Source organism: Ditibartonella choladocola, from assembly GCF_002007565.1.
GTDB lineage: Bacteria > Pseudomonadota > Alphaproteobacteria > Rhizobiales > Rhizobiaceae > Bartonella > Bartonella choladocola.
Map to the genome: position 1 here is coordinate 1,379,089 of NZ_CP015625.1, position 22,035 is coordinate 1,401,123.

At 45.2% G+C, this 22,035-nt stretch carries 11 protein-coding genes; 4 read left to right on the forward strand and 7 right to left on the reverse strand.

The genetic code is table 11. The features are described from left to right. Positions 1 to 104: 104 nt before the first annotated feature. Complete coding sequence (dnaE, locus tag BBC0122_RS06150) at positions 105 to 3,593, reverse strand: DNA polymerase III subunit alpha (protein ID WP_077992221.1); 3,489 nt, start codon at positions 3,591 to 3,593, stop codon at positions 105 to 107. A gap of 749 nt (positions 3,594 to 4,342) precedes the next feature. Between dnaE and recG the strand changes: the two genes are divergently transcribed. Both recG and BBC0122_RS06165 read left to right on the forward strand, forming a co-directional pair. Continuing rightward, entirely contained in the window at positions 4,343 to 6,451 is a 2,109-nt protein-coding gene (gene recG, locus BBC0122_RS06160) for an ATP-dependent DNA helicase RecG (RefSeq protein WP_077992224.1), read from the forward strand. A 3-nt stretch (positions 6,452 to 6,454) separates the two neighbouring features. Beyond that, the gene (locus BBC0122_RS06165; protein WP_077992226.1) at positions 6,455 to 7,369 is read left to right on the forward strand and encodes a phosphodiester glycosidase family protein; all 915 of its coding nucleotides are present in this window, start codon (positions 6,455 to 6,457) and stop codon (positions 7,367 to 7,369) included. A 56-nt stretch (positions 7,370 to 7,425) separates the two neighbouring features. Here BBC0122_RS06165 and glmS read toward each other — a convergent pair whose 3' ends face one another. The 3 genes from glmS to BBC0122_RS06180 all read right to left on the reverse strand — a co-directional run bounded on the left by glmS (position 7,426) and on the right by BBC0122_RS06180 (position 11,573). Continuing rightward, complete coding sequence (glmS, locus tag BBC0122_RS06170; protein WP_077992228.1) at positions 7,426 to 9,249, reverse strand: glutamine--fructose-6-phosphate transaminase (isomerizing); 1,824 nt, start codon at positions 9,247 to 9,249, stop codon at positions 7,426 to 7,428. A gap of 164 nt (positions 9,250 to 9,413) precedes the next feature. Continuing rightward, positions 9,414 to 10,766, reverse strand: coding sequence for a bifunctional UDP-N-acetylglucosamine diphosphorylase/glucosamine-1-phosphate N-acetyltransferase GlmU (gene glmU / locus BBC0122_RS06175; protein WP_077992229.1), 1,353 nt, complete (start codon positions 10,764 to 10,766; stop codon positions 9,414 to 9,416). An 18-nt stretch (positions 10,767 to 10,784) separates the two neighbouring features. Then, entirely contained in the window at positions 10,785 to 11,573 is a 789-nt protein-coding gene (locus BBC0122_RS06180) for a cytochrome c biogenesis CcdA family protein (RefSeq protein WP_077992231.1), read from the reverse strand. A 194-nt stretch (positions 11,574 to 11,767) separates the two neighbouring features. On the opposite strand from BBC0122_RS06180, the gene mprF reads away from it, so the two are divergent. Together mprF and BBC0122_RS06190 are read left to right on the forward strand one after the other, a co-directional pair. After that, positions 11,768 to 14,392, forward strand: a complete 2,625-nt coding sequence (gene mprF / locus BBC0122_RS06185) for a bifunctional lysylphosphatidylglycerol flippase/synthetase MprF (protein WP_077992232.1) — start codon at positions 11,768 to 11,770, stop codon at positions 14,390 to 14,392. After that, a complete protein-coding gene (locus BBC0122_RS06190; protein WP_077992234.1) occupies positions 14,389 to 15,798 on the forward strand; it encodes an AcvB/VirJ family lysyl-phosphatidylglycerol hydrolase in 1,410 nt (469 codons plus the stop codon). Before mprF ends, BBC0122_RS06190 begins: the two co-directional genes overlap by 4 nt. A gap of 1,112 nt (positions 15,799 to 16,910) precedes the next feature. Here the strand turns inward: BBC0122_RS06190 and BBC0122_RS06195 are convergent. The 3 genes from BBC0122_RS06195 to adhP all read right to left on the reverse strand — a co-directional run bounded on the left by BBC0122_RS06195 (position 16,911) and on the right by adhP (position 20,964). Next, positions 16,911 to 17,108, reverse strand: coding sequence for a YbdD/YjiX family protein (locus BBC0122_RS06195; protein ID WP_077992235.1), 198 nt, complete (start codon positions 17,106 to 17,108; stop codon positions 16,911 to 16,913). 86 nt (positions 17,109 to 17,194) lie between these two features. Beyond that, positions 17,195 to 19,240, reverse strand: coding sequence for a carbon starvation CstA family protein (locus BBC0122_RS06200; protein WP_077992237.1), 2,046 nt, complete (start codon positions 19,238 to 19,240; stop codon positions 17,195 to 17,197). A 689-nt stretch (positions 19,241 to 19,929) separates the two neighbouring features. Then, on the reverse strand, positions 19,930 to 20,964 hold the full coding sequence (gene adhP / locus BBC0122_RS06210; RefSeq protein WP_077992240.1) for an alcohol dehydrogenase AdhP: 1,035 nt from the start codon (positions 20,962 to 20,964) through the stop codon (positions 19,930 to 19,932). Positions 20,965 to 22,035 lie beyond the last annotated feature (1,071 nt).

Sequence of the window (22,035 nt, forward strand, 5' to 3'; positions counted from 1 at the left end):
CATCGGGCAGGCAATGAATTTGCCTGCCTATATGTTTTTTATGTTGTATAATTAATTTTATTTAACAATTGCTTATTGTTATTTGTTGAACCGGTTTTTCAACGCTAGACGAGTTCAACATCGACCACACCTTGAATGGCTTTCATGGCTCCGGCCACCTGCGGCGTTACCCGATATTTATGAGGTAGAGAAACCTCGATCTCGCGGGCTCCGTTATCCTTGATAACAATAAATCCGACATCTCCATCTCCGCCACGTTCAAGGCTGCTGCCGATCTCTTCTACCATTGCGGCATTACGCACAAATATGCGCATTGTTTTATGAATACGTTCGGCTTCATGTTCCAAAGATTGGACGGTTTCAATCCGCAAACTGATTCCCTCCGGCCGGTTTTCAGCGTTTACGGTTATGACAACCGATTGCCCCGGTTCCAACATATCTCCATAAGCGCTCAAACCTTCAGAAAAAAGGATTGCTTCAAATTGACCGGTAGGGTCTGAAAACTGGATAATGCCCATTTTTTTACCGGACTTTGTTTTTCTCACTTGTTTTGCGCTGACGGTTCCGGCAAGCCGTCCGGCAGTAGAACCCCGACGAACGGAATTGGAAAAGTCGCTCCAGTTTTGTACGCGCAGCTTTTGCAAAACATCTTTATATTCATCAAGTGGATGGGCAGAGAGGTAAAAACCGATCGCTTGAAATTCATGATGAAGTTTTTCCGCCGGTAGCCAAGGTTTAGCTTGTGGCAACATCAACGGTTCTTTAGGACCGTCGCTCATACCGAAAATATCGGTTTGACCGCTCCGGTTATCATCAAGCACCCGCATCGAACGGGCATTTATCATATCAATACCGGCAATCAACACTTCACGCGGAATATGAAAACAGTCAAAGGCTCCCGCATGGATGAGACTTTCCATCACTCTTTTGTTTACGATGCGCGGATCAGTCCTTTCGCAAAAATCCTCCAAATCCTTGAACGGTTTATTGCCTCTTTTTTCAACAATATGGTTGACTGCCGGCTCCCCCACCCCCTTGATCGCTGCAAGCGAATAATAAATACGCTTTTCGCCAACTTCAAAAGCACGGTAGGATGTCTGAACCGACGGCGGAACCACTTCAATACCAAGCCTGTTTGCCTCGCGCCGAAAATCATTGAGTTTTTCGGTGTTGTTCATATCATAGGTCATAGATGCAGCCAGAAACTCGACCGGATAATGCGCTTTCATATAAGCTGTCTGATAAGAAACAAATGCATAAGCGGCAGCGTGCGATTTATTGAAACCGTAATCGGCAAACTTTGCCAATAAATCGAAAATCGAATTTGCCTGATTTTTATCGACACCACGTTCAACAGCACCGGCAACAAAGTGTACGCGCTGACGTTCCATTTCTTCATGGATTTTTTTACCCATTGCGCGGCGTAAAAGATCAGCTTGTCCGAGAGAATAACCTGCAAGAACCTGTGCAATCTGCATCACTTGTTCCTGATAGATGATAACGCCCTGCGTTTCCTTCACGAGATAATCGATCTTCGGGTGAATGGAAGCGATTTCTTCTTCGCCGTGTTTACGGGCAATATAAGTCGGTATGTTCTCCATTGGTCCGGGGCGATAAAGCGCGACAAGGGCGGTAATATCCTCGATACGGTCCGGCTTCATGCCGATCAAAGCCTTCCGCATCCCCGCGCTTTCAACCTGAAATACTGCAACGGTTTCACCCCGTGTCAACATGTCGTATGTCAGTTTATCGTCCAGAGGGATATGGGACAGATCAATTTTTATTCCCTTGCGAGCCACAAAATCGACTGCTGTCTTCAACACAGTCAATGTTTTCAAACCAAGAAAGTCGAACTTGACCAGACCTGCTTTTTCAACAAATTTCATGTTGAACTGGGTAACCGGCATGTTCGAGCGCGGATCGCGATACATCGGTACCAATTGCCACAATGGACGATCACCGATAACAATACCGGCGGCATGTGTGGATGTGTGTCTATATAGCCCCTCAAGTTGCAAAGCTATGTCGAGAAGATGCCCTACCTGAGGGTCTTTTTTCTTTTCTTCCTCGAATTTCGGTTCATCTTTGATAGCTTTTGCGAGTTCTACATTGTTACCGGGGGTTTGCGGCACCAATTTGGAAAGATAGTCCACTTGCCGATAAGGCATTTCGAGAACGCGACCGACATCGCGAATAACAGCCCTTGCCTGAAGTTTACCCAGTGCAATAATTTGGGCAACCTGTTCACTCCCATATTTCGACTGGACGTAATGAATAACTTCTTCACGTCTATCCTGACAGAAATCCACGTCAAAGTCCGGCATGGAAACGCGTTCCGGATTAAGAAAACGTTCAAACAGCAATGAAAAACGCAATGGATCAATATCGGTAATGGTCAATGCATAGGCAACCAACGAACCGGCACCCGAACCGCGCCCCGGCCCGACCGGAATATCATGGGCTTTTGCCCATTTGATAAAGTCGGAAACGATAAGGAAATAGCCGGGAAATTGCATTTTTGTGATAATGGAAATTTCATATTCCAGCCGTTCTTCATAATCTTTGGCTGTATAACCTTCCGACGGACCGGCTGTTTCGAGACGCATTTTCAGCCCTTCTCTTGCCTGCCGTATCATTTCGTCGGCTTCCGCTTTCACAGCCGCTTCGGGGTCATCGGATTGACCGGTGAAACGCGGCAATATCGGCTTCCTTGTCGGCGTATAGGCATGGCAGCGCAACGCAATTTCAACCGTATTGTCAACAGCTTCGGGAAGATCAGAAAATAGTTTGACCATCTCGTCCTGTGATTTGAGGTAATGGTCAGGAGTTACACGTCGTCTGTCCGGATTGGATACTATTTGTCCCTCGGCAATAGCCAATAGCGCATCATGCGCTTCGTAACCGCTTTTATCTTTAAAGAAGGCTTCATTTGTTGCAACAAGCGGGATTCCATATTTATAGGCAAGGTCGACAATTTCCGCCTCTGTTACATGGTCATAATTGCCATGGCGTTGCAATTCCATATAGAGACGATCGCCAAAGATTTTTTGAAGGCGTTGCAACCGTTCGACTGCACGTTCTTTTTTATCGGCTACAATTGCACTATTGATCGGCCCGTTTGGCCCGCCTGTAAGAGCAATAATCCCCTCACCCAGTTCCTCGACCCATTCTATTTTTGCATTGGCCGGATCGGTTTCACTCTTATCAAGATAGGCACGGCTTACAAGATGAACCAGATTTTTATAACCTGTCTCGGTCGCTGCCAGCAAAACAATCGAGGTAAAATCGGAAGGATAACGCCATTTGGTAATTCGCGGATCATAGCCGACATCTTCAAAATCGATAGCCAACTGGCAGCCGATGATAGGCTGGATACCATCGGCAAAACAATATTGGGTAAATTCAAGCGCTCCGAAAAGATTGTTGGTATCGGTCATTGCAATAGCCGGTGCCCCGTCATGAAGCGCGTATTTGATAACCTCCTTGACCTTCAATGCACCTTCCAACAATGAATAAGCCGAATGAACCCTTAAATGGATAAAACGCGGGCGCTCTATCGCCTCTTCCTTGTTGCTTTTGCTATCGTCTGACACGTTTATGCCTTCTATTTTTCTCGATCATTGAATCCTGAATAGCCGGTTTTGTACAATCCGAACTTTATGCCCCCAATGGCGGCAGGCTTACCTTTATGGTTGGCATTATGCCCCAACCTGCCAACGGATTATCGCACAAAAGCCTTCCTTCAAACTAGAACGTTATCAACCAAATTCCCACGGTTGTCACGAACAAACTCACAGAAATGAAGGATAACACATCATATAGAATATCGGACATCATCTTTTCCTTTCATGTTATGTATCCTTTATGTTCTGGTTTTGTTCTTATTTCAAGCGTCATTTTTCATGATTGACCTCATGCTTAACAAATCATTACCCTTCCGGTTTTTTCAGGTTTGCCGGCGATCGGGTTTGTTGTTTTTTACGTTACGGATAAAGACAAAAATAATAGAAGCTTTCTTTATGAATTCTGTTTAAAAAAGGATTTAGCCTCATGGCTTGTTGATTGGTATAGAATTCCGCCGACCCGTTCGATTGATTGGAACAAAATCATGGAAATGATACCCCCACGCATGTGCGGAGAATGAATAGACAAACGCGCCCCCGCATTGCTTCTTCACTTTTTCACTCTTCTCGAATCTTGATCTTTTCCATTGGTTCTTGACGCAGAACCATTGAATAGCCACAGAGTTAGGACAGTTGCATCTGATATTAAATTGAGATTCAAACAAAAAAATAATTGTCGATACTGGTAAATATAACCAACTCCCGCTAGATTTATCCCCATGCGCCCGACAATATTAGATCCTTTTTTTGCGACAATACGAAGCCTTCCCGGCATAGGACCGAAAGTGAGTCTTTCAATATCCAAATTGCTTGGTATTGACGCGGCGCAAGATGAGCCACGGCTTATTGACCTCATTCAAATCATGCCTCATTCGGTGATTGATCGCAGACAACGTCCCGGCATTGCCAATGCGATAGATGGCACTGTTACAACTGTTGAAATTGTCGTTGACTATCATCAGGAACCGCCGAAATTCAACAAACGTTTGCCCTATCGGGTTATTGGACATGACGAAACGGGCGAGATCACTCTGGTTTTTTTCCATGCCCAGACAAGCTGGCTACAAAGCCAACTTCCGATAGGCGAAAAAGTGGTTGTTTCGGGAAAAGTTGAACGTTTTAACGGCCAGCTTTCAATGGTTCATCCGGATTATATTATTCCGGCATCCCGAAATGAGAAACTTCCGCTCATCGAACCGGTATATCCATTGACTGCGGGTTTGTCGGCAAAAACGTTGCAGCGGGCAATCACAGAGGCTCTCGCAAGGTTGCCATTATTGCCGGAATGGATTGATCGAACGATGGTGAAGCAATTCGGTCTTCCTTCGTTCAACGTTGCTTTGCACAAAATTCACACACCGATTGATCCCTCTGATCTTCCGGTTGACAGTTTACCACGTAAGCGTCTTGCTTATGATGAATTTCTTGCCGGCCAATTGGCACTTGGGCTGGTTCGCCATAAAACAAAAAAACTCGCCGGAAAAGCCAATATTCTGAAGGGAACCTATACGCAAAAATTACGCGATGCCCTTCCCTTCACTTTGACCCAAGGCCAGAATCAAGCCTTTGCCGAAATATCGAAAGACCTCGCGTCGAATGAAGCGATGTTGCGGCTTTTACAAGGGGATGTCGGCTCCGGAAAAACCGTTGTTGCCTTTATGGCAATGGCTCAGGTTGCCGAAAACAATGGTCAATCGGCTTTGATGGCCCCTACTGAAGTTCTGGCCCAACAGCATTTTGCGACAATTGCGCCACTCGCAAAAATCATCGGCCTTAAGACGGTTTTACTCACCGGCCGCGAAAAAGGTAAACTGCGCCAGCAAGTTCTGGACGATATAAAAGACGGCAAAACCGACATTATAATCGGTACACATGCGCTTATTCAGGAAAGCGTCGATTATCATCATTTGTCACTCGCCATTATCGACGAACAACACCGTTTCGGCGTACACCAACGTTTAAACCTGCTCGCAAAAGGTGTGCATCCGGATATGCTCGTTATGACTGCGACCCCCATTCCTCGCACTTTGGTAATGACGGCATTCGGTGACATGGACGTTTCGATATTGAAGGAAAAACCGGCGGGACGAAAAAATGTAATCACCGCTATATTACCGGAGGAGCGATTGGGAGAACTTCTCGATCGGGTGAATGTCGCGCTCCAAAGAGGAGACAAGATTTATTGGATCTGTCCCTTGGTAGAAGAATCCGAAAGTCTGGAGCTGACATCGGTAGAAAAACGTTTTGAATTTCTCCACCAACGTTTCGGTGACATTGTCGGCATTGTACATGGGAAAATGACCGGTTCGGAAAAAGATCAGGCCATGCTAAACTTCAAGGAAGGAAAAACCCGTCTGCTTGTTGCCACAACTGTGGTTGAAGTGGGGGTAGACGTGCCGGATGCTTCAATCATTATCATAGAACATGCCGAAAGATTCGGTCTTTCCCAGCTCCATCAATTACGAGGACGCGTAGGCAGAGGAGACAAGCAATCTTCCTGCATTTTGCTATACAAGGCTCCGATTGGAAAAATTGCCGAGGCAAGATTGAATGTTATGCGCGAGACTCAAGACGGTTTCCGCATTGCTGAAGAAGATTTGCGGCTTCGCGGCGAAGGCGAGGTTCTCGGAACCCGCCAATCCGGACTTCCTGAATTTCATATGGCAGACCTTGAAGTTCATAGCGATTTACTGACTATTGCCAGAAAAGATGCGCAGTTGATATTGGAAAAAGACCCGCATTTGATTTCCGAACGCGGTCAAGCGTTACGCCTTTTGCTTTATCTTTTTAGAAAGGATGGAGCAATCAGACTTCTGCGAGCCGGATAAAATATGAAAAAAAACCACATCATTACACCATTGTTGATTGCTTTAACGGGAATATTGGTGACTGTTGGAGGCTTTCTCGTTTTTAGACAACCTCCTTTGGTCGAGAAACCCGCAACGCCCCCTGACAGTTCGAGCAAGTCATCAGTCGGTGGCGAGCAAAGCGAAAACAGAAATAAGACAGATGAAGACCGGCAGAATAGAACCCGACCGAATTTTTGTTTCCATCAAAAATTTGAAAACAAGTCCTATGTCGTATGTGAAGTCGATCCACGCAAAAACAACATTTCACTTTTTCTCAACAATCAGGATGGGCAACCATTCAAATATTTCCGCAACGTCGAAAAATACCTGAATGAACGCGGGCAAAGCATAGCTTTTGCGGTAAATGGCGGTATGTATCACAAAGATTTTTCGGCAGTCGGGTTATATATTGAAAATGGTAAAACACTTCAGTCCGTGTCAACCAGAGACGGGCCGGGAAATTTCCATATGAAGCCGAACGGAATTTTCTTTATTGCAAATAAAACCGCCGGCGTTATGGACACAGACAGTTTTTTGAAGTCAAAAATAAAACCCGATATTGCAACGCAATCGGGGCCTATGCTTGTTATAGAAAACAAAATCCATCCCCGTTTTATCGTAAACTCCCCCTATCTTGAGTATCGTAACGGCGTCGGTGTTAAAAAAGATGGAACTGTGGTCTTTGTCAATTCGGAAGGACGAGTGAATTTTGATGAATTCGCGCGTTTTTTTCGTGACGAAATGAAAACGCCGAACGCGCTTTTTCTCGATGGTTCGATTTCAAGCCTCTATGCACCGGAATTGAAGCGTTATGATTGGTGGTATGGACTGGGGCCGATCATCGCTGTCACGATCCCGCTTGAGCCGGAGAGAACCGTTCCAAAATCCGGTCAATGAGATCATTCCTGCTTTTTGCAGGCCGGAATGATCTCTACCCGTTACATCCTGTTGATTTATTCAACTGTTACCGATTTTGCGAGGTTTCTTGGTTGGTCGACATCTGTGCCCAGCAAGACAGCCGTATGATAGGCAATCAACTGAACCGGAACAGCATATACAATCGGTGCGATAAATTCGGGAACATCCGGCATAACAATTGTTGAGAGACTATTTATTCCGGCCGCGTTCGCTCCCTCTTTATCGGTAATGAGAATAATACGCCCACCACGTGCCGCCACTTCCTGAAGGTTGGAAACGGTCTTGTCAAACCATCTATCATGAGGGGCGACAACGATGACTGGCATGGTTTCATCTATCAGCGCAATCGGGCCGTGTTTCAGTTCTCCCGCCGCATAACCTTCCGCATGGATATAGGAAAGTTCCTTAAGCTTGAGTGCACCTTCCAATGCAATCGGATAAGATGTACCACGACCGATATAAAGAATATTTTTTACAGTCATTAGATCTCTGCAAATTTCTTCAATATCGCTATCGAGCTTCAACACATCGGTTATAATGCGTGGCAATTCGGCAAGTTGGCGAACCAGTTTCGTTTCCATTGCGCGATCGAGTGTCCCGCGATGTTTTGCTGCAGTCAAAACAACCGAAGCCAGTGCAGATAACTGGCAGGTAAAAGCCTTGGTCGAGGCAACGCCGATTTCCGGTCCCGCAAGCGTGGGAAGTACGAAGTCCGCCTCTCTTCCCATAGTCGATTCCAGAACATTGACAACTGTGGCGGTTTTCACCCCTTTTGCACGACAATATCTCAAGGAAGCAAGCGTATCGGCTGTTTCGCCGGATTGCGAAACAAACATTGCCAAAGTTTTGTCTGTCATAGGTGGCTCGCGATAGCGAAATTCCGAAGCAACGTCATTTTCGACGATCAAACCACATAATTTTTCAAACCAGTAACGTGCAACCAAAGTTGAATAATAGGCTGTACCGCAACTTGCAAAGCTTAAACGTTCAACGTTTTTCCAGTCGATAGGGTTTGCATTTTCATTTATTTTGTCATTACCCAAATCAAGATAATGCGCAAGCGTATGCGAAATCACTTCCGGCTGTTCAAACATTTCCTTGTGCATGAAATGGCGATGATTGCTTTTTGAAACGAGAAACTCGTTGCCCGACGAGGTAGAAATATCACGTTCGACGACGAGGTCATCGGAATTATAGATTGTCGCGCTATTATGGGTAAGTACCACCCAGTCGCCATCTTCGAGATAGCTTATTCTGTTGGTAAAAGGTGCAAGTGCTATCGCGTCTGATCCCACGAACATTTCACCTTTGCCATAGCCAATGGCAAGCGGCGGGCCGAAACGTGCGGCAATCATCAAATCTTCTTCACCTTCAAAAATCAGTGCAACAGCATATGCACCGCGCAACCGCTTCAAACTGACGCGCATTGCTTCAACCGGTGTCAACCCGCCCTTGATTTCTCTCGTGACGAGATGGGCAAGAACCTCGGTATCGGTATCCGATTCAAAAACACAACCGTCAGCGATCAATTCGTCACGTAATTCGGCAAAATTTTCAATAATACCATTGTGAACAACCGCGACTTTATCAGTCATCTGGGGATGGGCGTTGCGCTCGATCGGAGCACCATGGGTCGCCCAACGCGTGTGACCAATCCCGACATTGCCTTTTAACGGCGTTTTCGCCAATTTTTCTTCTAAATGGACGAGTTTTCCAGGAGCACGCAACCGGCCAAGATGTTTCTGATAGACTGTTGCAACCCCTGCCGAGTCATAACCGCGATATTCAAGTCTTTTTAATCCGTCAAGCAGAAGAGGTGCAACGTCTTGCTTGCCCAGGATTCCAATTATTCCGCACATATATAACTCCGCTCCGGATCAAAAAATAAACCAGTTTGACAAAAGCCACCCGATTAACTGTTTACCAGCTTCGTTTGTTCCGCGTGGCCTCTTTTAGAACATTTTTAACAAAGATAGAGAACCCCTCGAGGCTTTAAAACCTCAAAAATGGCATTTTTTCGCCATTAACCATCTTTATTCTTGATGGAAGAAAAACGCTCTCTCAATGTCGCGGCGTATCCTTCCTTGTTTGACTGACGTGCTCGGCCAAATGCCACACCATTAGCCGGTACCTTATCGGTTATCACACTGCCCGAAGCAACATAAGCACCGTCACCTATTTCAACCGGCGCAACCAAAGCGGAATTCGATCCTATGAATGCATTTTCGCCAATGATAGTCTTCCACTTGTTGAAACCGTCATAATTGCACGTGATTGTGCCTGCCCCGATATTGGTGTGTCGGCCAATTTCGGCATCACCGATATAGGTAAGGTGGTTGACTTTTGCACCCTCACCGATTTTTGCCTTTTTTATCTCGCAAAAATTGCCGACTTTGGCCGAATTTTCGACAATTGCACCCGGCCGCAAGCGCGCAAAAGGACCGATTTCTGCTTGCGCTTCGACAATTGCACCTTCCAAATGACTAAACGCATGAATGACTGCACCTGTTTCGACTTTTACGTTTTGGCCAAAATAGACATTCGGCTCGATGACAACATCGTTGGCGATTTCGGTATCATATGAAAAATAAACAGTCTCCGGCCGCAACAGTGTTACGCCCGACAACATAAGTTCATCGGCTTTACGTTTTTGCCAGAGGGCTTCTGCTTGTGCCAGTTCAACGCGCGTATTAACACCGATGACATTTTCAAACGGTATAGAAATTGCTGTGACATCAAGCCCTTGAGCAACACCAATCGAAACAATATCGGTGAGATAATATTCTTTCTTGGCATTATCGTTTTTTACTTGTTCAAGCAACGATAGCGCATATTTGCCGTTGATTGCCATAATGCCACCGTTACAGAATTTTATCTTTTTCTGGTCGGCTGTTGCATCTTTTTCTTCAACAATCGCTTTAAGTTTTCCACCTTCCTGGATTAAACGCCCATAGCCGGTAGGATTTTCCGTTTCAAATCCCAGAACAACAATATCGGCACCATCTTCCAGTTCTTGTCTGGCGCGTTTGAGAGAAGCAGTTTGAACAAGCGGCGTATCTCCGAAAACGACAAGCACATCATCATAATCTTTTTTCAATAATTCACGCGCTTCCAAGGCAGCATGCGCAGTACCGAGCCGAAGATTTTGCGTAAAAAATTGCGCCCGCGCCGATACGTTTTTGACAGCGGAGGAAACTTCATCGGCACCGCGTCCGACAACAATTGCGATTTCGTCAACCCCTGCCGACTGCACTTGTCGGACAACATGACAAACAAGGGGTAAACCGGCGATTTTATGCAACACTTTCGGCAATGCCGATTTCATTCGCGTGCCTTCACCGGCTGCTAAAATAATTGCAAGACAGCTTCGGTTCATTATTTTCCTCACGACCAATCAAAAAAGAGTCCGAAAAAATTCGACAATATCTGACCAGCTTAACCCTTCTATAGCGCTCAATGCCGGATATTTCTCAAGCAACCAGAACGATACGTTTTGCATATAACCTGTTAAAAAAAGGATACCAGCGACAATGAGCAATATACCGATAATTTTTTCCACTTTCCCCAAATGCATTTTGAACGAGCTCAAAAACCACATAAAGAAGTTGGAAAATAGTGCCGCGAGAACGAAGGGAATCGCCAATCCCAATGAGTAGATGCCGAGCAAAAATGCGCCTTCACCAACTGATTCTTTAGTACCTGCAAAAGTAAGGATCGGTCCAAGAACCGGCCCCACACAAGGGGTCCAACCGAAAGCAAAGGCAAGGCCTATAATGTAGGCTCCCAAAGGTCCTGCCGGTGTTTTTCTTGTCTGGAAGCGAACTTCACGCGCAAGAATACCAATTCTGAAAACGCCTAAAAAATTAAGCCCGAAGATGATGATAATAACTCCGGCAATCATTGCCAATATATCGCGATATTGACCTATAATATGACCGATTGTACTGGCCGTTGCACCGAGAGCGATAAAAACTGTTGAAAAACCTAACGAAAAGGCAATGGCCGCAATGAATAAAGGTAAACGGACGGGCTGTTTATCCTGCGCGCCACTGTGACGAAAATCTTCAACGCTGACGCCGGCCATATAGCAAAGATAAGGAGGAACGAGCGGCAACACACAAGGTGAGAGAAAAGATAATGCTCCGCCTAAAAACACTCCGAATGTGGATAATTCTGAAAACAAATGTCTCGTTCCATAAAGTTTGCAATAGTTCTATCTTATATTAACCTGTATGAAAACCTTCAACCTTGCGAAAACTCCCGTTTAAAAAAAATGTTCCTTCATATAAGGATGTCAAATAAAATTCATATAATTCTACGATAAGTGCCTGAACAAGTCCGCTATCGCAAACGAGACCACGGTCTAAAAGGAATCACATGACAAGCGAGAATAAACTGGATGAAGACGCCGTTGGCAATGCCGCTTCCAAGCAGCCATCACGCCTTTTACATCTGGCAAAAACATCTATTGTTCCTTTATTGGGCCTGACGATTGCGGCCATTTCCTTTTTCGTACTTTGGGAGCTTTTAAAGACAACCTCAAGACACGACACAATTGAAGCGTTCAAAAGCTATACAACGCCCACTCTGTTATTGGCACTTTTTTTCACAATTTTGAGTTTTTGCGGTATCGCGCTTTATGACGTTGTGGCAGCCCGAACGATTGCGCCCGGAAAAATCACAATGCCTGTAGCGGCATTGGCGGGATCTGCCGGTTATGCGGTATCGAATGCTTTAGGTTTTTCGTTTCTTACAGGCGGCGCACTGCGCTACCGTGTCTATGCGGGCGAAGGTGTCGGTCTTGCCGATATCGGGCGCATTATCAGCATGTCGTGGTTCTCGATGTGGTTTGCGTTGCTCACGGTTATCGGTTTTGCGCTGGCTTTTGAACCTGAAAACCTTCCGCTTCTTGGAACATTCAATCTCGTAGGCGACCGGATAGCCGGCATTGCCATCATCCTTGTTCTTGTTGCTCTTATCTTATGGCTTTATGGCGGAGCAAGGGAGCTTAAAATCGGCCCGTTATCGCTAAAACTTCCAGGCTCTCGCGGCGCATTGATGCAAATATTTGCGGGGCTTGTCGATATTACCTCGGCTTCTGCAACTCTCTATGTGCTTATGCCGTCGGATTTGCAAACCGGCTTTCTGGCTTTCAATCTGGTTTTTGCGGTAGCGATTGTCGTTGGCGTGGTGAGCCATTCACCTGGCGGACTGGGTGCGTTTGAAGCGATTCTTATCGGTGGGCTCGGTCTTGCAGGTAATGCCGAAGGCGTTGCCGCTCTCCTCACCTATCGCCTGATTTACACAATTCTCCCACTTCTTGTGGCAATCGTCGGCATTGCGTTTTGGGAAATGTTCAGGCAACGCAAGCGTGTTTCGGCAAAAGCCGCTCAGGTATCCCGCATTATCGAACCGATGATACCTTCTATTTCAGCCGGACTGACATTTCTTGCCGGTGTTGTGATGTTAATATCGGTTGTCACACCGGGGCGGCGAATACGGCTTGACGTATTGTCGGATATTTTGCCTCTGATTTTTATTGAAACCTCAAATCTTGCAGCAAGTCTTATAGGTGTTACGTTACTCGTTATTTCCTATGGGCTGGCGCGCCGTCTGGTCAATGCCTGGTTTGTCACGATTTTCCTTTTGCTTGCAGGAGCGGTTTTTTGTCTCACCAAAGGACTTGATTGGGAAGAGGCAACCATTCTATGCGTATTTGCTTTGATTTTATGGGGGTTCAAACGCTCCTTTTATCGCCGCCCTTTGAACAATGGTTTAACAATCAGTTGGGGGTGGCTCGCGAGTATTGCAGCCTTCGTTTGTGCTGTTATCTGGCTCGGATTTTTTGTTTACCGGCACGTCGAATATTCCAATGAATTGTGGTGGAGTTTCGCATGGAACGCCAACGCTCCACGTTTTTTAAGAGCAAGCGTTGTAATATTTTCTGTCGTCTTTATTGCTGCACTCTACAATATTATCCATAGACCGTTGCGCAAACGTGCAAAACAAGAGGCAATAATACCCGATTGTATTCCCCGACTTGTTGCCCAATCCCCTTTATCAGACACGGCTTTGGCACTTTTGGGCGACAAACAGTTTCTGATTTCACCGAATGAAGACGGTTTCATCATGTATAGCAAGTCGGGCGGCAGCCTGATAGCGCTGGGTGAACCGGTAAGCAATGACGAGAAAGTCTTTAATGATTTGGCTTGGGAATTCCGTAAACATGCGGATGATGCAGCTTTGCGCACCGTATTTTATGGTGTCGGCCCCCGCCACTTGCCGCTTTATCTCGATATGGGGCTAAGCGCTATCAAACTGGGTGAGGTTGCAAAAGTCTATCTTCCCGATTTTTCGTTGGACGGGCCAAAGCGCCAACCGTTCCGCTATGCCGAGCGTAAGGCGGCTCGTGAGGGGTTGGAATTTTCGATTATACCGGCAAACGAGGTTGAAAATCACCTTCTTGCACTTCGCCATGTTTCGGATACGTGGCTTGCGTCGAAAGCGGGAGCGGAAAAACGTTTTTCGATCGGTTATTTCAACGAGGATTTTCTGAAGCGTTATGACGTCGCTGTCATGACAAAAGACAGCCAGATTGTGGCTTTCGCAAATGTTTGGAAAAGCGGCAATCAAAATGAAATTACTGTCGATATGATGCGCTATCTGCCGAACGTATCCAAAGTCATGATGGATGCTTTGTTCGCCCATTTGCTGCTTTACGGGAAAGAGCAAGGCTTCCAGTGGTTCAATCTCGGAGCTGCGCCCCTCGCCGGTCTTTCAACAAACCGTCTGGCTGCACGTTGGCAACGGATAGGCTCGTTCATTTACCATCGTGGTCGTGATCTCTATCATTTTGACGGCTTGAAAGCATTCAAGGATAAATTTGATCCTGTCTGGTCACCCCACTATCTTATCTGTCCGGGCGGTCTTGAAACTGCCAAAGTTCTTTTTGATGTCACAACACTTATTAACGGCAATCCACTGGAGTTTCTACGTAAATGAAGATCAGACGTATAATTTTATTCGTGGTCGCCGTTCTTGTTATTGTGGCGGTGGTATACGGTGTTCTCCATCGCGGGAAAATCAATCGTTTATGGGCCGGTTTTATTGGCTCCACCTCTCCTGTTGTTTATGCCGAGGGGGAACGTTTCAGCGATATTCCTGTTTATTTGCCTCAAGGGGATATCAGAGGTCTTGTAATTCTTGTTTCAGATGCCGGTGGCCCGAAAACCCGGGAAACAGATATAATGGCGGCATTGTTGAAACGCAACCTTATCGTTGCAACTGTCAATTATGATAACTGGCGGGAAGAACTTGATAAGGAAGATGGTGATTGCGTCTATCTCGATTCCGATTTGGAAGCGCTATCGAAAGATATTCTGCGTCGGCTCGATCTTGACGTTTACTTTCATCCGGTTGTCGTCGGCATTGGAGAAGGTGGAACTATTTCTTATGCAGCCGCAGCCGATTCTCCTGAAAATACTTTGGCTGGTACTGTCGTCATTGACCCTGCCCAATCCTCACACACCAAACTTCCATCCTGCACAGAAGCTGCGGATGCAATAAAAACCCCTGATGGCGGTTATAGTTACGAGATTGGAGCCAAGGTTCCTTCGCCGGTCACAATCATATCGAACAGACTTGAAGGAAATGACGTCAAACAGGCTATGCGAGATAAAACTGCCGCAGTTATCCATGACCCTGCAATTGAATCTAGGTTGAAGACAGCAGTCGATACTGCACTTGATTACGCTATTCGTGATGCCGCCGACGCCGACTTGCCAATCGTTGATATGCCTTCCAAAAATCCAGCAAAAGCTCTTGTTATCTTTTTCTCCGGCGATGGCGGTTGGCGTGACATTGATATGGAAATAGGTGATCTCCTGCAAAGTCAGGATGTTCATGTCATTGGCATTGATTCACTGCGTTATTTCTGGAGCACACGCACGCCGGAAGAAATAGCCAAAGATATTGAACAGCTTGTTCAGGAGGCTGATCCTCAACAACGCCTGCCCGTTGCACTTTTCGGCTATTCATTTGGTGCGGATGTGTTACCTTTTGCCTGGCAGGTTCTTGATGATAGCGTTAAAAATCAAACAGTCATGATAGCCCTTATGGGATTATCCAAAACGGCTGATTTCCAAATCTCGATTGATGGTTGGCTTGGTGGTTCCGGCGACACTCCCGTCCTTGACCAAATGCAATATATGCCGACGGATAAAACTGTTTGCATTTATGGCGAAGATGAGGACGACACTGCCTGTCCGGATCCCGAACTGAATGGAATGCAACGTATCAAGCTTCCAGGCGGGCATCATTTTGATGAAGATTATAAAAGCCTCGCCAAATCGCTTCATGCAATCCTGTTGGAGAAAGCCAAACTTGACAAAAAACAAAATCAGGATTGAAAACCTGTTAAGCTAGACAGTGTTCCACATGCAGGAATAAATAATTGAACTTTCGGGGCACTGTTTATCTTGTTTTCGATTATCAATGTGTCAACAAAATCGAGATGCCCGGTTATGAGCCGCATTTGCGCACATATCGGGCTATATCATTCGCACCAAGCGTTAAATCGCGTTTAAAACTTCCCCGACAGAAGCCATAAAAAAGAAGGTTATATGTCTAACATAGCAGCAGTTCTTCAAAGGCGTGAACGGTACGTGACTTTTGGAACGTAAACGGTATGTGACTTTTGGAACGTGAACGGTCTGTGACCTTTGGAATAGGCTGGCTGGCAGCACACTTATATCAGTTCTCGTGAATATTTTTGAAAAATGCGGCACAATAGGTCAAAGCCCATTTCTAGCGGGTGCAAATATACCGCACTATCCATTTGGTCGAAAAATTTCAAATTCACCAATCCGCTTTTCTTAAATAATTGATTGTACAAAATGGAATAATCAAAAATCCGGAAGGATTTTTCCTGATTGAATAATCGGGTCATTTCTCTTCAAGGGAATTTTTAAAAACAGCGTTTTTCTTGCGCCCCCAAAGCTGTGTTTTTCTTGCGCCCCATGGAACGTAATTGAACACGGCCAATTACAAATCTTCGCATTCTATCTATGGCTTTTAATACAGACCTTCGCCCTAATATCGATCATGCATGTTATTTGATAATTATTTTTCGTTATGTGACATGTAGACCACCCGAACGAACCGGATAATAGATATAAATATCTCGTGTATAAAAAACCGGTTTAAAAATACCGTTCTCTTGTTTTGTCACGTCTCCTGCCACCTATTCGATTGTTGTGCTGTTTGTAGGCAGTTATATCAACGCCTCCATAGAAGAGGACAGACATTTTCTCGACACAAAACAGATTTGGCAGGCCAGCATATTCATGTCGAACGTCCCTTGCGGACGGGAGGCAAACCGGCACTTACTAACTATGACGCGCTAACTATGACGCGAAGCCATCTTCATCGATCTTGTGAAGTCCGATGTCACCTAACGCGTGAAGTTTCTTGTCATCTACCGAGCGAAATCACTTGTCATCCATCGCGCGAAGGTACAAGTCTAACAACATTTGAAGCCGCCTTTACCACCATATCGCGCTTCCTGACGTTCACGGAAAAATTCGTTATAGGACATAGGCTGCTCGTCGGGATGAACACGTTTCATATGAGCAACATAGTTGTCATAATCGGGAACACCGATCATGAGCTTTGCTGTCTGGCCTAAAAACTTCCCCATACCAAGAAAATTCAAGCACATATTTATATCCTCCATCAATGGCATATAGCATTGCTATAAAACAATGCTATATGCTGTTCGGCTATCAGCCTTATACTCCGGTTGAACTATTTGATTTCAATCGGATTGGCGGGAAATGGTTCATAGGGTATTTCTTGAACCGTCGGCTTATCACTCTTCATAGCTTTAATGGCAGACCTGATAGCAAATAACGTCAAAGCCAGAACCACTAACATAAACAATGCCGTCAAAATGCCATTGATGTAATTGCCCAAAGCCAATTGTTTGTTTGTGGCTTTCGCTGCCGCAACAAAGAAACTGAGCTTGGCGTCAAATACCTTTTGCCAACCGGCTGTCATGGTACAAATGAAAAGCCATGTTGCAGGAAGAATTGCAACCCACGCATAGCGCTGCTGCTTCATTTTGAACAGTACAACTGCACACAAGAGCAGTGCTACCGCTGCAAGCATCTGATTGGCTATGCCGAATAATGGCCAAAGAGAATAAATTCCGCCCTTGGGGTCAACCGCTCCCTGATAGACAAAATATCCCCACATAAGTACGACGAGCGCTGTGGCGACCAGATTGGCAAAAAGATTGTCGGTTTTGCGCATATGGGGGAACACAATACCAAGAAGATCCTGTAGCATAAAGCGGGCAGAACGGGTTCCTGCATCAACAGCGGTGAGGATGAAAAGCGCTTCAAACAAAATGGCAAAATGGTACCAGAATGACATGCTCATCCAACCACCGAGAGCATTATGTAAAATATGCGCCATACCGACAGCGAGCGTCGGCGCTCCACCGGTTTTGGCAACGATCGACTTTTCTCCAACTTCATTCGCTATATTTGTCAGCATTTCAGGCGTTACCTGAAATCCCCAACTTGAAACAACGGTTGCAGCCGATTGGACCAAATCACCTGTTCCTTCAGGTAAAAGCACACTTAACGGCGCGTTCATCGAAAAATAAACGCCCGGATTGATAACACTTGCGGCAATCAACGCCATAATGGCAACAAAAGATTCCATCAACATGCCGCCATAGCCGATGAAACAGGCTTGTTCTTCATTTGCCAACATTTTCGGTGTTGTCCCTGAAGAAATAAGCGCATGAAAACCGGACACCGCCCCACAGGCAATTGTAATGAACAGAAATGGAAAAAGATCGCCTCCCCAGACTGGCCCAGTACCGTCTACATATTTTGTAAGAGCCGGCATTTCGAGCATCGGGCGAACAACAATAATGCCGATTGCCAAAGCGATAATTGTTCCAATCTTCAAGAAGGTCGAAAGATAATCGCGCGGGGCGAGCAATAGCCAAACAGGTAAAACAGCAGCAATAAAACCATATATAATAATCATTAAAGTGAGTGTTGTTGCCTCATAGGTGAACCACGATGCAATGCTGCTGTCTTTTATCCAGCCGCCCGACACAATACCGAACAGCAGAAACACAAGGCCGATCACCGAAACCTCACCAATTCTGCCCGGACGGATATATCTCAGATAAATTCCCATAAAAAAGGCGAGAGGAATGGTAAAACCGACTGTATAGGTTCCCCATGGGCTACCGGCCAAAGCTTTCACAACCACCATTGCCAGAACACCGAGAATGATTATCATAATCATGAAACAGGCAATAAGTGCAATGACACCGGCGACATCTCCCATTTCCTCACGAACGAGTTCGCCAAGCGAGCGCCCGTCCCTTCGGGTCGAGATGAAGAGCACCATAAAATCCTGCACGGCACCCGCAAGTACGCATCCTGCCAATATCCATAATAAACCGGGTAAATAGCCCATTTGAGCAGCAAGCACAGGTCCCACAAGCGGTCCTGCACCGGCTATTGCCGCGAAATGGTGACCAAAAAGGATTTTCTCGTCAGTAGGAACATAATCAAGCCCGTCATTTCGACGATAAGCAGGAGTCATTCTCGTTCTGTCTGCCTTCAGAACAACACCGGAAATGAATAATCCATAAATACGGTAAGCAACAAGATAAACGCAAACCGCAGCAACGACAATCCACATCGCATTGATGGCTTCACCACGTTGAAGTGCTATATATCCTAGCGAAAAAGCACCCAATATTGCCAATATAACGAGAATTATTACTTGAGTGGCGGTTAAAGGTTTCCGAGTGGTCTCCATATTTCCCCTCCTCCTGAAATTCTTCGGGAAAAAATACCTGCTTATGTTACTTCGACCTTCCAACAAAAGCAGCCGAATTATTTTTTATTATTATTTATCGACTGTTGTCTATAGTATTAGTTGACGAAACAAATTTAACTGTGAATATCAACAAAGCTTTGCGGATATATAAAAACGCAATTTTGAATGGTGAATTTTCATTTCCATACCGCGTCTATAACAATATAGGTTTGACGTAAGTCCAACTTGCAGAACGTGGCAGCGCCCATCCCCGGCAACGGGTAGTTCGGCAACCTCGAATATTGGCGAATTTCAGATGGTTTTTGTCGGGCAGCAAAAACACTCTCTATCAAGAACGAATGTTTAGAAAGAGTTTTAGATAACTCGTCATTTGGCCAGACAGCCGAATGCTTTCAACAATTGACTATATTTGTGTTTTTGACGAGAGGTTTGCCATAACAAACACGGTCAATGCCGGTATTATAATTTTAATTTCGCACCGATTACAGCAATTGTCTTTGCCTTGCAATTTAGGCTCGCTAACGATCTTCAAGTCACCCCGAAAAATCGTGAAAGATCTGATTGGATATTGAACCGGAAAATGCTTCTCGAAATAAAATAACATCTTAAAAAAACGGGCCTGATATGACAGGCCCGCAAAGATTAGCAAATCACGTTTTCCGTGAATTTTATTTTGTCATATCAAGGACCACACGTCCTTCGATTTTGCCTGCAATCATATTGTCAAAAATATGGTTGATATCGGAGAGCTTATCAGTCGAAATATGGGACTTGACTTTTCCCGCTTCTGCAAAATCCAAAGCTTCCTGCAAATCAAGTCTGGTGCCCACAATCGAACCACGCAGTGTCACGCCATTGAGAACCATATTGAATATCGAAACCGGAAAACTACCGGCCGGTAAGCCGTTCATTGCCAAAGTACCGCCGCGGCGAACCATACCCAAAGCTTGTTCAAAGGCTTTCGGAGATGCGGCTGTGACCAACATACCATGCACGCCACCATCGGTAAGTTTGCGCAATTCGGCGGTTGGATCGCTATGTTTTGTGACATTGATACCAACATCGGCACCCAATTGCCTGGCCAGTTCAATTTTATCGTCTGCGACATCAATTGCTGCAACATTGAACCCCATAGCTTTAGCATATTGCACTGCGAGGTGACCGAGGCCACCAATACCCGAAATACCGACCCAATTGCCCGGTTTTGCATCGGTTACTTTAAGACCTTTATAAACAGTAACACCGGCACATAGAATTGGAGCAATTTCGTTAAAGCCGATATTGCTAGGCAAATGTCCTACATAATTCGGATCGGCAACGACATAATCAGCGAACGCTCCGTTAACAGAATAGCCCGTGTTCAACTGGTGTTCGCAGAGCGTTTCCCAACCGGCGAGACAATGTGAACAACATCCGCATGCAGTGTATAGCCAAGGCACGCCAACCCGGTCACCTTCTTTTACGTGTTTGACACCGCGGCCTACAGCCGATACGTAGCCGACACCCTCATGGCCGGGAATAAAAGGCGGCTTGGGCTTGACCGGCCAATCCCCGTGTGCTGCATGCAAATCTGTGTGGCAAACACCACAAGCTTGCACACTCACCTGAATCATGCCATCTCCCGGCTCCGGAATTGGTACTTCATCAATGGTAAGGGGCTTTCCGAATTCCCGCACAACTGCGGCTTGCATCGTCTTTGCCATGATGGTCTCCTTCATTGGCTAGGAACACGTGAATATTATCCAAAAATCAAACAATCACTTCACGTATTCTGTAGTTGGTTTTGACGAATTTTGAATAGATGCGCTATTTCGCGCACTCATAACGATATGGAAAATTTTTCTTGTCGAGCAAGTTCACTTTTGAAAATTTTTACATTTTATCCCGCAAAAATACCCCTCTCCTCCTTCACTATAAACAAAAAACAGAAAATTACTATATTCTTTATTTATATTTTTTATTTTATTGTTCCGATTATAGACAAAAAGGCATTTTTTAATTTATAATTATTTTATTTTTAACAACAATCAATTTCTTGTAGTAATTCGATCAAAGAGACAAACATATTGTGTTCATTAAACCGGAACGCTTTTTTTCCGGTTTATTTTTTTCTGAAAACGGGTTCGTTATGTTAACGGAAATATCCGTTACCAAGAACAACTTTCCAATCAACGAGAGATATGTTTAAAAGTGATGACAGTGTTCAAAGAACGCGTGAGTTGATTGCCATCGCTTATGAACTCCGGTAATAAACCGGTTCATTATAACCGATACAGAACAAAAAATAACCGATACATAACAAAAAGACCCGCCAATTTGATCGGGCGGTTCATTCGGATTTATTTTTCAAGTGTCCGGGCTTTCCTCTTACTTCCCCGATCTGCGATTATCATTGTTTGGCGACCATACTGCTCAAATTTATCGGATATTCAAACGCCGGATTGAATAAAAAAATGGAAAAATCAAAACGTCGAAATGCTATCGGAACAAATTGTTCGGCCAATCATTGAACAGGCAAGATCTGCATATCTTGCCTTTCCCGTTATCAATGTTTGCCCCTCTTTATCGTTCATTGGCAAAAAACTGGAGGTGAATTTTCTGGACTATTGTTCTTATCCCAACCCGAAATGTGGATTCATTTTCCAATCGAGACTCACGTCTCATAAACGAAACCCGGATGAAATATGAATAAAATATTCAGCTTTTTATTTTTATTCTCCGGCTAATGTAAATTGTTTCAAAATAGGATTGAAAAAAGGCATTTTTACCTGGAA

What these genes read in the sequence shown, in the direction of transcription:
- BBC0122_RS06190 (WP_077992234.1), top strand. Translation starts at nt 14,389, where the DNA reads ATGAAGATCAGACGTATAATTTTATTCGTGGTCGCCGTTCTTGTTATT.
- BBC0122_RS06200 (WP_077992237.1), bottom strand. Translation starts at nt 19,240, where the DNA reads ATGGAGACCACTCGGAAACCTTTAACCGCCACTCAAGTAATAATTCTC.
- mprF (WP_077992232.1), top strand. Translation starts at nt 11,768, where the DNA reads ATGACAAGCGAGAATAAACTGGATGAAGACGCCGTTGGCAATGCCGCT.
- BBC0122_RS06195 (WP_077992235.1), bottom strand. Translation starts at nt 17,108, where the DNA reads ATGTGCTTGAATTTTCTTGGTATGGGGAAGTTTTTAGGCCAGACAGCA.
- adhP (WP_077992240.1), bottom strand. Translation starts at nt 20,964, where the DNA reads ATGGCAAAGACGATGCAAGCCGCAGTTGTGCGGGAATTCGGAAAGCCC.
- recG (WP_077992224.1), top strand. Translation starts at nt 4,343, where the DNA reads ATGCGCCCGACAATATTAGATCCTTTTTTTGCGACAATACGAAGCCTT.
- glmU (WP_077992229.1), bottom strand. Translation starts at nt 10,766, where the DNA reads ATGAACCGAAGCTGTCTTGCAATTATTTTAGCAGCCGGTGAAGGCACG.
- BBC0122_RS06165 (WP_077992226.1), top strand. Translation starts at nt 6,455, where the DNA reads ATGAAAAAAAACCACATCATTACACCATTGTTGATTGCTTTAACGGGA.
- glmS (WP_077992228.1), bottom strand. Translation starts at nt 9,249, where the DNA reads ATGTGCGGAATAATTGGAATCCTGGGCAAGCAAGACGTTGCACCTCTT.